The organism is Limosilactobacillus caccae, assembly GCF_900156885.1.
Classification (GTDB): Bacteria; Bacillota; Bacilli; order Lactobacillales; family Lactobacillaceae; genus Limosilactobacillus; species Limosilactobacillus caccae.
In genome coordinates this window covers 233,999-246,256 of record NZ_FTOY01000009.1, presented here as the reverse complement: position 1 = coordinate 246,256, position 12,258 = coordinate 233,999, and the positions used below count along the sequence as shown (strand labels likewise).

The window sequence follows — 12,258 nt, the reverse complement described above, 5'->3', positions numbered from 1 at the left end:
ATAAATTAATTATTAAGCGAATTGACTTCGCAAATGTTTTGCTTCAAATCATAAATGATTGAAGACCCTACACATTTGATTCGTCGAAACTTTGTTCAGTTTTCAAAGGTCTACCTTGTTGGCTAATCAAGCAGTTAATCAACATTTAAATTTTATCATAACGTTAATTGGTTTGTCAAGAAGAAATTTTAATTAATTTAGAATTTCTTTTGATTAATAACTCAATCAGCAACTTTATTAGAATATCACGTCGACACATTTCTGTCAACGACTATTTTGAAGAAATTATTAGCAAAATTGTTTAAGCTATTCATCTCTTCGTAACAGCATGTATTAATATACCAACCATTTTACTCAACGTCAACACCTTTTTCTAAAAAAATTAAAAGCTTTTTCCGAGGCTTTGGAATATTTCTCGAAGAAGGTGGTAATACTATTAGTTTGCATATAGGCACATAGAGAAACAGACAATGACTCGCGAGCTTTCTCATAACTCCATTCGCTTGCTGCTGATATTTTGCTCTGTTCGATAAACTGGTATGTTTCCATATTACCCAAACTGAAATTGTAGCCCCGTTCCGTACCACCCCACTACGAAATCATGTGCAACAATTCCATACGCACTACGTTGTTTAGCATGCAAAATTTTCCTACGACATAGTCCTTTCACTATATACGGTGTCGACAGCCATTAAAAGCCAGTGCTGTTGGGCGCTGTATATGATAATACACATCCGTTGGTATCGGCGTTTGAGCAATCCGATGGTCTTTGCCCTGCAATAGTTTCACCACTTTGTCCCATGTGAAATACTCATCGATTAAGTCCAATAGCAATAAGACAAGAAAAGTCCTTTTTCCTCCGCCGGCTATAACTCCATATTCTCCGTTTTTTGCATAATCAGCTTTCACCAAATATATTAAGTCATTCATCATCTGCGATAAAGCTCTGTATATCCGAAACAAAAAAGTAATGTCATAGTTCTGAAAATCATCTGGCAGAATATTGAGGTTTATCCGGGAACCTTCTAAAGTAACCATGCGAATCCGCTCATCTGCTTTCGCAAAATTGAGAATCATGTCATATATCTGTTTTTTAGCTCCCATTTCATGTTTCTCCTTACATTTATGGGGCATCTGTAAGTTTACAAATCCGAATTTATCTTTTTATATAAATTAAATCCGTCATCCCATTATACGATTGGGTTTTAAGCAACTTCAACTTGATTTCGTGGTCAGCTTTTTCAAAAAGCCGGATACCCGAACCCAAAATCGTCGGAATCACAGTAATATAATAACAGTTAATGACATCCTCTTTAACTAACTGCTGGATCAGGTTCGCACCACCACAGATCCAAATTCCTTTTCCGTTTTCTTCCACCAGTCTTTTCACCAGAGCAACGGGGCTTTCATTGGCAAAACGAATTTTATCAGAAGATTCGTTTTGATTGTGCGTTACAACATAGGTTATAAAATCTTGATAGACCCACTCATCCGGTGAAAGTTCCGTGACAATTTGATGATAGGTATTCCATCCCATTACCACAGTATCAATGTCTTTCACAAATTCAGAATATGCGTCAATATTATTATCATTATTATCCTGTCCGGTCAGCCAATTCACACTGCCTTTACTGTCCGCAATATATCCGTCAAGACTCATCGCTATAAACAAACTGACTTTTTTCATAAGTCCTCCTTTCGACCCATAAAATGGATTTTATCTATGAATATACGTTCTTGTCATATCAGGCTTGTTATTTCCTTGAACCATCCACAAAAATTTCCAGCCACATCTTTCGTAAAAACTTGTATGATCTGTAATCAAATAGAATAGGAGTAGTTTCTTTAGATTTCATATCTTTCACAACCATATCAAGTAATTGTCCCGCAATTTCTTGACAAAAATATGCCGCGCTTATATTTGGCGCAATGCCTTTCCTGGCATGAAACCATGCAGCTGCTTTTTCTTTTAATTCGGTTTTTGCCTTAAAATAGCATATTTAGCGGCTTGAGGTTTCAGTTTATTTCCAGCCTCCATTATCCTTTTTTGCCAAAAGCTTCAGGAGAAATTGCAGGGTGATCGGGTGGTTCTTTCTAAAAAGTGTTTTCTAAATCATATAAGCAGTTAAAAACCTCAATTGCAACAAGGTCAATATCATCAAACCGGAATCGTTCATATGGCCGGTACTTTACAAAGACAAACTCATCGCTTGCACGAATATATGTAACATCACATAAGGGAATGCCAAACTTTTCAAACGTCCGCTTCTGGCGATTGCTAGAGTAATCATTTGTCATTGCAATCAACCTTTTCAAAATGATCATCAGTTGAGAATCGTTCATTCCTTTCACCACCTAACTAACCACATAAATATTAAGAAAAAGGATAGGAAACTGTCAACTAATTGCTGCAGTTCCCTACCCTCAAATTATTAACTTTTACTTTTTACCCGGTCCGGCTTCACAAAGACCGCCACGATTCCCGCTAACATTCCAAAGTAATAAGTCAGCAGGCGCCATAAAATCATCGCTAATACCAATTTTGTGTTCGAATGAATAAAACTGGAGAACAGAACTGAGAAACTGTATTCTGCTCCCCCCGCACCACCTGGGATCGGAAACAAAGAGATAATCATAAAAATAAGAACATGTAAACTTAGTACCATGACAAAGTTAATCTGCTCTACCCCCAATGCCAGCATAATAAAGAAGGGGATTGCATAGTAAAAGAACAACTGAAAAATCGTCACAATACAGACACGGGCAAGCTTGCCGTAATCCTTCTTCATCCGTAGACTCTCCTGGTAAAAGGTATCCAGTTTTTCATTTAGCATTACCTTCATCCGTTCGTAGCGCGCAGCCTTCATGAAAATTGCCGCGGGCTTAATTACCAGGTTCATAATCTTCTTTGTAAATCGATACCAATACATCACCATCAGTAAGCCGACGATGACCGCAAGGTGGATCAAAAAGCCAAAGATCACAAGTAATGACAAGGCATGTAGTTTTTCCGCAATGAAATGAAAGCCAATCAGTAAACTGATCAAAAAATTAACAACGATCATCGCCTGGAAAACAACAAACTTCATCAGCAGAACCGAACTCGCTAGTCCACCGTCTACCCCCGATTGAATCATCGCTACTAACTGTGCTGGTTGTCCCCCCGTCGAAAAAGGCGTGATCCCATTGAATAATTGTTCAATTAACGGTAAGCGTAAAGCGTCTTTCCAGGTGAAACCAACATGGCGATCATTCATAAATACCTTTACAACAACCGCCTCTAGTCCTAGGTAAAGACAGATACACAACAGGGCAACTAGCATCCACCACCAATTAATCGCCGAAAAGTCCTGAACTAGCAGGTGGAAATTAGAGTCACGAAGCGAATAGCCCAAAATGCCGACCCCAATTAACAACATCAGTGTCAAAACAATCCAATTCCGTCTATTCACTAGTCCTCCCCCTTTCGCGCCTGCTGCTCATAAAAGGCCGTCCACACTTTTGCTAGGTGGTCTTTTGAATATTCCTTGGCTGCTAAATTAGCACGTTTTTTCCAGTAGGCTAGCCGTGCTGGATCGTTGCGCAATAAAGTCAACTTCATTTGCATCTCATTAACGTCCTTCGCAGTTTCGTAGTCCCCAGCAATAATCGCGTGATATAAGTCGAGATCACGGAGCATCACTGGTGTCCCACAGCTAAATGCCTCTAAGACCGACATCGGAAAAAGCTCATTATATGACGGGAGGAGAAAAAGATCAGCAAGATTATTTAACTCAGCAATCTCATCACGGGAGACAATTCCCGTAAAGCGTAAATTAGCAGGTGGATTTTCAACAACCTGTTTTAATTCACTATACCCATCAGTCAACCGGCCAAAGGAAAAGCCCCCCGCCCAAACAAACTGGACATCCGGGTTTTGTCTTGCCAGGCGGATAAAGTCAGGGACACCCTTGCGTTCCTGGACTTGCCCACTGCCCACTACAATAAACTTATCTTGCGCAAAATGATATTTTTCACGCAAGCGCTCTTTTTCCGTTACTGTCACTGGGTGAAAGCGTTGGTTATCGACAAAATTAGGAATATAGGTAATCGCTTCCCGCGGAATATTATACGCAACCAACTTATCAATAAATGAAGGGTTGACCACGACCAACTGATCCATCCGTTTATAAAAGGCAATTATATAACGATAAAAAAGCCCGCGAAATGGTTGCGGGATTTTCAAACTGCCTTCTAATGTCTCAGGTAAAAAGTGAACGTACCCGATTTTTCTTCCCCGCCGCCGTGAAAAGGTCGATAAGAAGAAGCGGGGATCGATTGTGTGATAGTGACTCACCTGACTCTTTTGGTAGCGATTAATCTCAATATCAAATTCATCACTGCATTCGGATTTAAGGAGGTTGACTAGCTCCAGGTAGGCACTCCCTACCCCTTGACCAGCTACCTTATCTGCAGATGAAAACATTGTTATTTTAATCATCATTAACTCCTTGGTCGATGGAAGAGCCGCCGTGTCTTTGTATTCTGAGCAGCCTCATCGTCAGCAGCCATCTCTTGTTGGCAGTCTTGATAAAATCTAACAACTCGGTGGACAAATACCTCTGCCGAAATCTCATGCAACTTTTGCTGGCGTTTTAACCGTGACTCCGTAGTCACCACCTTGCTGAGGTAATAAACTACCCCGTTTACCAGGTCAGCCTTCTTTTGAAAACTAGTTCCAATCGCCGGATCATCAATCAGTTCATCCGTATATTCGCTCCGCATCACAACGATTGGCAAGTCGGATGCCAGTGCCTCATCATAGGTTAACCCCTGTGACTCTGAGTCTGATGCTGAGACGAACACATCTGCCATCTGGTAGTAATGATAAACCTGGTCATTTGACACTTCACCAGCGAACTGAACATGGTCAGTCAAGTTTAACTGCCGGGTCTGCCGTTCTAAGGTCTGCCGCGCTGGTCCATCCCCAACAATCAACAGCTGGGCATCTGGACGCTTGGCAAGGATATCAGGCATTGCATCAATCAACGCATGGATATTTTTCTCATACGCCAACCGGCTCAATGACAATAATACCGGCGTATCAGCACCATAACCATGTTGGGCACGCAAGCGCTGAATTGCCTCCTTGGAGTCACGCTTGCTATACACCCGGAGGTTAATCCCTGTCGGAATCACCCGGATTGGTGACTCAATATCATAGTCCTTCAACGTCTCTAGGACGCGCTCACTCGGGGCGATCACCCCTGACATGTTTTTCAAGTATAGGTGCGCCAACCGGGCAACATCATTGGGCTTTAACACGTGACCATTGGCAATGTAATGGAGATAATCCTGATACATCGTATGGTAGGTGTGCAAGCACGGAATATGCAAATGGTGAGCAACCGTCTTGCCCATCACCCCAAGAGAAAACTCAGTCTGGTTGTGAACCACATCCAGCTTAAACTTCTTGGCGAGCCGGATTGCCCGGAAAGCACCACGAATAGCAATCCGCCGGTCGGAAAATGAAACAAAGGGGATACTTGCAAAACGGTAGATCCCATTTTCAACATCATCATGCTTAGCTTTCGGATCGGTCGTTGTAAAGATATAAACATGATGGCCTTGAGCAATCAGTTCATCACGAAGCGTCTTTATCGAAGTCGCGACTCCACTAACCTGTGGGAAATATGTATCTGTAAAAATACCAATATTCAAGCTAATTGCTCCTTTACTACGTCACAAATTTTACGATAATAATTGCTATTATACTAAAGCATCCCCTGAACCGCAAAGTCGTATTTAAATAATTGTAATATCATCTCCGTTGTAGGACAAGAACTGCCTTCAATGATTAAAAATTCTTTACAAAAAATTCACACTGCATCACCACTCGGATAAGGGCTTTTAAAGCAACAAAGAGGCAGGCGCAAGTCCTCCCTCTAATTTAGGTCCTTTAATTCAGGAACGTATTCTTTGACTAATTGTTTAACCTTTTCGGCAGTTTCAACATTGATTGCCCGGTGAACAAGGGGCTGCAGTTGGCGCGTACTGAGGTGGTTGATTAGCGACCGAATTCGCAATACTTGGCCACTGTTCATGGAAAATTCGTCTAGCCCCATCCCCATCAACAATGGGGTTGCCAATGGGTTGCCGGCCATCTCGCCACACATCCCAACCCACTTTCCTTCAGCGTGGGCGGCATCAATCACCCGCTTGATCATCCGCAAAACAGCGGGGTGAAGTTCCTGGTATAGGTAGGAAACATTGGCATTTCCCCGGTCAACGGCAAACATGTATTGAATTAGGTCATTGCTGCCAATGCTAAAGAAGTCCACGTACTTAGCAAAATATTCCGCCATTACAGCAACGGCCGGAATCTCTAGCATCATCCCGACTTCAACATTGTCAGCTACCTGAACACCTGCAGCTTCCAGTTTTGCCCGTTCTTCATCAAGAATCGTCCGCGCTTGCTGGAATTCTTCAATTGTTGCGATCATCGGGAACATGATCGCCAGGCGGCCATAAACAGACGCCCGCAAAAGGGCCCGCAACTGAGGGCGCAGGATTTCTGGACGGGCGAGGCCGACTCGGATTGCGCGAAAACCAAGGAAGGGGTTGGCTTCATGGGGTAACTGGACCATCCCCAACTGCTTATCCCCACCAATATCAAGGGTTCGTGCAACCACTCGCTGCTGGTTCATCGCTGCCACAAACTGCTTATATGACGCTAACTGCTGGTCTTCACTAGGGAGCTGGTCCTTGTTCATGTACAGGAATTCTGTCCGCAAAAGGCCAATCCCTTCGGCACCATTTTCCTGGGCGTCAGCAATATCGGCCACGGTCCCGACATTCGCCGCCACCTCAAAGCGACGGCCGTCTGCACTGACCGTCTGTTTATCCCGCAACGCGCCCCACGCTTGTTGTTCCTGGGCAAACTTTCCGGCGAGCAATTGGTAATGCTCAATCTCTGTTGCCGACGGGTTAACAATCACCTTGCCATGGATTCCATCGACGATCAGCATGTCGCCATTTTGAATTAAGGTTGCCGCATCTTTTACCCCCACAACTGCTGGTACCGCAAGGGTCTTACTCATAATTGTAAAGTGCGATGTCCGGCCACCATTGGCGGTCACAATCCCGGCCACATAACGACGGTCAAACTGGGCGGTATCTGTTGGGGTGATGTCATTGGCAACAAAAATTGCCCGGTGGTCGAGGGCTGCTGGCGTTGGCAGTGGAATATCTAGTAAGTGGCTAAGGATCCGCTTGGTAACGTCCCTAACCGCCATCGCCCGCGACTGGAGATAGTCATTATCATTCATCCCCTCGAGGAGCTTCAAATACTGGTTTTTCACCTTTTCGACCGCCCATTCAGCGGCATCATGGTGGTTTTCAATCTGGTCAATTATCTTATCGTGTAGAGTTGGATCATCTAGCAAAGAAATCTGGGTATCAATCACGGCTGCTGCTCGTTTTCCTAATGATTGGTGTGCATGATCGTGGATCTTTTGCAATTCTTTTCTGGATAACGCAAAAGAATCATGAAGCCGGGCGACCTCATGATTCTCATCAGCTGTATGCTGTTGTGTTACAGATAGATCTGACTCTACTAAAAGGTAAGCAGGAGCAATCATAATCCCACTGCTGGCTGCCAACCCAGTTAGTAGTAAGGACATTAGTCAGTCAATCCTTCCTTCTTCATGGTTTCAGCAACGGCATCCAATGCTTCCTTTTCGTCGTCACCGTTTGCAGTGATCGTAACGTTGGCGTTTTGGCCAACACCGAGTGACATTACACCCATGATTGACTTCAAGTTTACACTCTTGCCTTCGTATGAAAGGGTAACGTCAGAAGCAAACTTTGAAGCAGCTTGAACCAAAATAGTAGCTGGACGTGCATGAATACCAGTTTCAGAAGTAATAGTAAAATCGCGTTTTTCCATATCAATCAGTCTCCTTCGAGCAGATTTATAATTATTATCAGCAGCTTTCCCACTGATACACCTCGATAATTACATTTTAGCAATTGTAAGCGTTAAATACAAGATTACTCTTGACGATTTATCGCGCTTTTAAGTGGTAGCTAATCTTTCCACCACTATGCGCCTTGCCCTCAATTTGCGAGCGGTAGGCATAGGCATGAAATACTGGCTGGAATGCTTGAAAGTTTTCGGGAGTAATCTCAAAATGGTCGATCTTTTTCTCCCGTAAATCATCAAGTAATTGCTCAAAATCTTCTTCTGCCATTCAATCACCTCAATATAATTTCATCTGCTCCCCTATTATACACAATATTTTTAAATTGGCATTAAAGGAGTTGTCATTTTTAGCATTCAAGCCTAAAGAGTGCTAAAATTATAACTATAGTTTGGAGATTACTTACCAATATTAAATTACTGGGCGGTTGAAAGTGGTACTTATCGCTTGCGCTGGTTAAAAAAGTAAGTATAATATTAATCAATGGTCAAGAAAGGTCAAATAAAAATGGAATCTTTTTGACCTTAGAATATAGGAGGTATTTTCTTAAGATGCTCTGTCAAAATTGTCATCAAAATCCGGCCACGATTCATTTACAAATGAATTTTAATGGCCAACGGATGCAAATCGACCTCTGCCAAAATTGTTATCAAAAACTACAAAACTTACAATCTGAAATAATGAATGGAGGTAACGGAATGAATAATTTCGGTTTTGGAAGCCTCGAAGACTTCATGAACGCAATGAACAACATGCAAAGCCAAGCTGCTGGGGCTAACGGACAAAATGTCAACGGTCAAAGCCAGCGGCAAGGTGGTGGCCGAAACGGTAAGGGAATTCTCGGCCAATACGGGATTAACCTGACCGACCTCGCCCGCCAAGGAAAGATCGACCCGGTGATCGGCCGGAACAACGAGATTAAGCGGGTAATTGAAATTCTCAACCGCCGGACCAAGAACAACCCAGTGCTAATCGGTGAAGCTGGTGTTGGTAAGACGGCGGTTGTTGAAGGCCTTGCCCAAGCAATTGTTTCTGGCGAAGTACCAGAAAAGCTTGCCAACAAGGAAATTATCCGCCTTGACGTCGTTTCCTTAGTCCAAGGAACTGGTATCCGTGGTCAATTTGAAAAGCGGATGCAACAATTAATGGAAGAAGTTCGCAAGAATAAGAACATCATCCTCTTCATCGACGAAATCCATGAAATCATGGGTGCCGGTAATGCTGAAGGCGGGATGGATGCCGGTAACGTCTTGAAGCCAGCCCTTGCCCGGGGCGACTTCCAGTTAGTCGGGGCAACGACATTGAACGAATACCGGAAGATTGAAAAGGATGCGGCCTTAGCACGGCGTTTCCAACCGGTTGAGGTTAACGAACCATCCGTTGATGAAACGATCAAGATCCTCAACGGTATTAAGAGCCGGTACCAGGACTACCACCACGTTAAGTACACCGATGACGCCGTGGTTGCGGCAGCCAAGTTATCTGACCGTTACATCCAGGACCGTTTCTTACCTGATAAGGCGATTGACCTGCTTGACGAAGCTGGCTCACGGAAGAACCTCACATTAAAGAACGTCGATCCAAACGCAATCGAAAACGAAATCCACACTGCCGAAGCACACAAGCAACAGGCAGCTGACAACCAAGATTATGAAAAGGCGGCCTTCTACCGGGACCAAGTTGCTAAACTAGAAAAGGCAAAGAAGGAAGCGGAAGAAAACCACACGGAAGATTCCGCAACGGTAACCGTCGCTGACATGCAAAAGATTGTTGAAGAAAAGACTAACATCCCCGTTGGTGACCTACAAAAACAAGAAGAAAACCAACTACGGGACCTTGATAAGAAGCTTGATGAACATGTTATCGGCCAGACAGAAGCGGTTGATAAGGTTGCCCGTGCTATCCGGCGGAACCGGATCGGGCTTAACAAGTCCGGTCGGCCAATTGGCTCCTTCCTCTTCGTTGGCCCAACTGGTGTCGGGAAGACGGAAACAGCTAAGCAGCTGGCATTACAACTATTCGGTTCTAAGGATGCCATGATCCGTTTCGATATGTCTGAGTACATGGATAAGACATCTACTTCCAAGTTAATCGGTGCGGCACCTGGCTACGTTGGATACGAAGAAGCTGGCCAATTAACCGAACAAGTCCGGCGCCACCCTTACAGCCTGATCTTGCTTGATGAGGTTGAAAAGGCCCACCCAGACGTAATGCACATGTTCTTACAAATTCTTGATGATGGTCGCCTGACCGACTCGCAAGGCCGGACCGTTTCCTTTAAGGATACAATTATCATCATGACTTCGAACGCCGGAACCGGTGATGCTGAATCGAGCGTCGGCTTCGGTGCTGAGGCTAGTGGCTCAACCCACGCAATCATCGACAAGCTGACCGATTACTTTAAGCCAGAATTTTTAAACCGCTTTGATGATATTGTTCAGTTTAATGCCCTTTCCAAGGATGACTTGATGAAGATCGTTGACTTGATGATCAACGACGTCAACACAATGCTTGCTGATAAGGACTTACACATCGATGTGCCAGAAGGAGTCGATGAAAAACTCGTTGACATGGGCTACGACCCTAAGATGGGGGCACGGCCATTACGCCGGGTAATCCAAGAACAAATTGAAGACCGGATTGCTGATTACGTCCTTGACCATAATGACGTCCATCAACTTGTTGCAAAACTTGATGATGATGGCAACATCACTGTTGAGGCGAAGCAAGCAGCAACCGAAGTCGAAGCTAACAAGTAGTTAATAATTAAGGGCTGGGAAATTTTGCTTTCCCAGCCCTTTTCACATCTTTTATTGTAGTCGCTTGCGGACCTCTAAAACCGGAATAGCGATCATTGGCACAAGCACGACCGCCAAAATTAATTCGGCCAGCCCGTTAGTCGCCATTACTGTTTCCAAGGCGATTAATAAATGGTTAACATCGACCCCATATGTTTGCGCAACAGCGGGAGTACGGTAAAATAGGTAGATAAGACCAAGGACTAGGCCCGTATTAGTCACGGAGCCCACAATGGCAGCGCCAATCGCGGCCCAGGACTTATTTTTAACTAGGTGGCAAAGACCGATGAAGGTATAGCCTGCAAGGATTCCAATCATAACCCGCGGGACGATTGAGACGACGGGGTTAACAAATACTAGCGGCGCTAACGGACTAGACGGTGCAGCAAACGCCCGCACCCAGGTTAAAAATCCCCATACGCCCCCGATAATCGCCCCGTCAAGTGGGCCCAGCACGATTGCTGCAATGATCACCGTCACATGAAGGGTGGTAATACTTAGTGGGCCAAGTGGAATGTTACCAAAAAAAGGTATAAAGTCTTGCAAGAAGATAATTGAGATAAAGATCGCCAAGGTGGTATTGTGACGAATCTGCTGGTGTCTTTTCTTTGCCATTTTGTTTCTCCCTAATAATTTGAATAGGCCTATTTTAGCATAAATCACTTTCATTCGGAGAAATATAATGGTTCGTTATCGTGTCGGCCTCAAAAAAGCGCTATAATTAATAAAGAATTAAGGTTACGGAGTGTTAAAGATGATTGACAAATTTAAAACAGGTAACCCAATCTGGGTATACTATAATGACATAGATTCAGGAGCAAACCTAATCGTCCCCCAACTGCTGCGCGGCTTTATCGGGCAGGAATATGAGATTGAGCGGAAACAATTTCCTAACTACCGCTACGTAAAGACTGAGGGGGAGACAAAGGGAAAGTTTGATATGCGGCAGCGAATCGTCCACCTCTTTTACCGGAAACAAAACTGGGGGGAAGTTCAATCGATTGAGATGTATCTGCACCTCGACGCCCCGACCCAGGTGTGTGATACTGCGGCGGGGATGCCAGTCGGTGCCCCACTACCTGCTGATATTACCGTGAAGTCCTTCCACCGGGTAGCAACTAAGAACGGGCAATTCTGGTATGAAATTGGGGCTGACCAGTGGATCAAATATGATAAGATGCACGTTGTCGATAATCCATTTAACACTGACCCCCAAAAGGCTCCTTCACGGCTGGTTAATAACCTGACGGTGATCCCATTACACGACGTCAAAGCGCGGGTCGACTACCTACATAACAAGTCGATCAATGTCTATGATGCACCATATGGTAATAAGATTGCGGAAATTCCTAATGGCAATGAAGTTCAGCTGATTGGGAAGTTAAACGATAATGACGAGATCACCTGGTATCAAATTGGCCGTAAGAAATACATCACGAGCAACTATATTGAAATTGAAGGCCTCGATGAGGATGAATAATAAAAAGGGGCTGGGAAGA

12 protein-coding genes are annotated in these 12,258 nt (G+C 44.1%); 2 read left to right on the top strand and 10 right to left on the bottom strand.

What is annotated here, in order from left to right; all coding sequences use genetic code 11:
- Positions 1-669: 669 nt before the first annotated feature.
- The 9 genes from CZ502_RS03410 to ykzS all read right to left on the bottom strand — a co-directional run bounded on the left by CZ502_RS03410 (position 670) and on the right by ykzS (position 8,231).
- Positions 670-1,104, bottom strand: coding sequence for an aminoglycoside 6-adenylyltransferase (locus tag CZ502_RS03410; RefSeq protein WP_076459692.1), 435 nt, complete (start codon positions 1,102-1,104; stop codon positions 670-672).
- A gap of 52 nt (positions 1,105-1,156) precedes the next feature.
- Positions 1,157-1,687 carry a dihydrofolate reductase family protein gene (locus CZ502_RS03405; protein WP_076459691.1) on the bottom strand — a complete coding sequence of 177 codons (531 nt, stop codon included), beginning with the start codon at positions 1,685-1,687 and terminating at the stop codon, positions 1,157-1,159.
- A 407-nt stretch (positions 1,688-2,094) separates the two neighbouring features.
- Positions 2,095-2,343 carry a YkuJ family protein gene (locus tag CZ502_RS03395; RefSeq protein WP_076459690.1) on the bottom strand — a complete coding sequence of 83 codons (249 nt, stop codon included), beginning with the start codon at positions 2,341-2,343 and terminating at the stop codon, positions 2,095-2,097.
- 89 nt (positions 2,344-2,432) lie between these two features.
- Positions 2,433-3,452, bottom strand: a complete 1,020-nt coding sequence (locus CZ502_RS03390; RefSeq protein ID WP_076459689.1) for a lysylphosphatidylglycerol synthase transmembrane domain-containing protein — start codon at positions 3,450-3,452, stop codon at positions 2,433-2,435.
- Positions 3,452-4,480 (bottom strand): glycosyltransferase family 4 protein, encoded by a 1,029-nt coding sequence (locus tag CZ502_RS03385; protein WP_076459688.1) that lies wholly within the window; start codon positions 4,478-4,480, stop codon positions 3,452-3,454. The genes CZ502_RS03390 and CZ502_RS03385 overlap by 1 nt, the downstream gene beginning before the upstream one ends.
- A gap of 2 nt (positions 4,481-4,482) precedes the next feature.
- Entirely contained in the window at positions 4,483-5,700 is a 1,218-nt protein-coding gene (locus CZ502_RS03380) for a glycosyltransferase family 4 protein (protein WP_076459687.1), read from the bottom strand.
- Between the two features lie 224 nt (positions 5,701-5,924).
- Entirely contained in the window at positions 5,925-7,661 is a 1,737-nt protein-coding gene (ptsP, locus tag CZ502_RS03375; RefSeq protein ID WP_076459686.1) for a phosphoenolpyruvate--protein phosphotransferase, read from the bottom strand.
- Positions 7,661-7,927, bottom strand: a complete 267-nt coding sequence (locus CZ502_RS03370) for a phosphocarrier protein HPr (protein WP_076459685.1) — start codon at positions 7,925-7,927, stop codon at positions 7,661-7,663. The genes ptsP and CZ502_RS03370 overlap by 1 nt, the downstream gene beginning before the upstream one ends.
- A gap of 118 nt (positions 7,928-8,045) precedes the next feature.
- A complete protein-coding gene (gene ykzS, locus CZ502_RS03365; RefSeq protein WP_076459684.1) occupies positions 8,046-8,231 on the bottom strand; it encodes a protein YkzS in 186 nt (61 codons plus the stop codon).
- Between the two features lie 281 nt (positions 8,232-8,512).
- Here ykzS and CZ502_RS03360 point away from each other — a divergent pair, with 281 nt between their 5' ends.
- Positions 8,513-10,720 (top strand): ATP-dependent Clp protease ATP-binding subunit, encoded by a 2,208-nt coding sequence (locus CZ502_RS03360; protein ID WP_076459683.1) that lies wholly within the window; start codon positions 8,513-8,515, stop codon positions 10,718-10,720.
- Between the two features lie 51 nt (positions 10,721-10,771).
- Here CZ502_RS03360 and CZ502_RS03355 read toward each other — a convergent pair whose 3' ends face one another.
- Positions 10,772-11,374 carry an ECF transporter S component gene (locus tag CZ502_RS03355; protein WP_076459682.1) on the bottom strand — a complete coding sequence of 201 codons (603 nt, stop codon included), beginning with the start codon at positions 11,372-11,374 and terminating at the stop codon, positions 10,772-10,774.
- A gap of 139 nt (positions 11,375-11,513) precedes the next feature.
- On the opposite strand from CZ502_RS03355, the gene CZ502_RS03350 reads away from it, so the two are divergent.
- Entirely contained in the window at positions 11,514-12,239 is a 726-nt protein-coding gene (locus CZ502_RS03350) for a MucBP domain-containing protein (RefSeq protein WP_076459681.1), read from the top strand.
- Positions 12,240-12,258 lie beyond the last annotated feature (19 nt).

Bases quoted from the DNA above. Each gene is read 5' to 3' on its own strand.
- CZ502_RS03410 (WP_076459692.1), bottom strand. From the start codon at position 1,104: ATGGGAGCTAAAAAACAGATATATGACATGATTCTCAATTTTGCGAAA.
- CZ502_RS03405 (WP_076459691.1), bottom strand. From the start codon at position 1,687: ATGAAAAAAGTCAGTTTGTTTATAGCGATGAGTCTTGACGGATATATT.
- CZ502_RS03395 (WP_076459690.1), bottom strand. From the start codon at position 2,343: ATGAACGATTCTCAACTGATGATCATTTTGAAAAGGTTGATTGCAATG.
- CZ502_RS03385 (WP_076459688.1), bottom strand. From the start codon at position 4,480: ATGATTAAAATAACAATGTTTTCATCTGCAGATAAGGTAGCTGGTCAA.
- ptsP (WP_076459686.1), bottom strand. From the start codon at position 7,661: ATGTCCTTACTACTAACTGGGTTGGCAGCCAGCAGTGGGATTATGATT.
- CZ502_RS03370 (WP_076459685.1), bottom strand. From the start codon at position 7,927: ATGGAAAAACGCGATTTTACTATTACTTCTGAAACTGGTATTCATGCA.
- ykzS (WP_076459684.1), bottom strand. From the start codon at position 8,231: ATGGCAGAAGAAGATTTTGAGCAATTACTTGATGATTTACGGGAGAAA.
- CZ502_RS03360 (WP_076459683.1), top strand. From the start codon at position 8,513: ATGCTCTGTCAAAATTGTCATCAAAATCCGGCCACGATTCATTTACAA.
- CZ502_RS03355 (WP_076459682.1), bottom strand. From the start codon at position 11,374: ATGGCAAAGAAAAGACACCAGCAGATTCGTCACAATACCACCTTGGCG.
- CZ502_RS03350 (WP_076459681.1), top strand. From the start codon at position 11,514: ATGATTGACAAATTTAAAACAGGTAACCCAATCTGGGTATACTATAAT.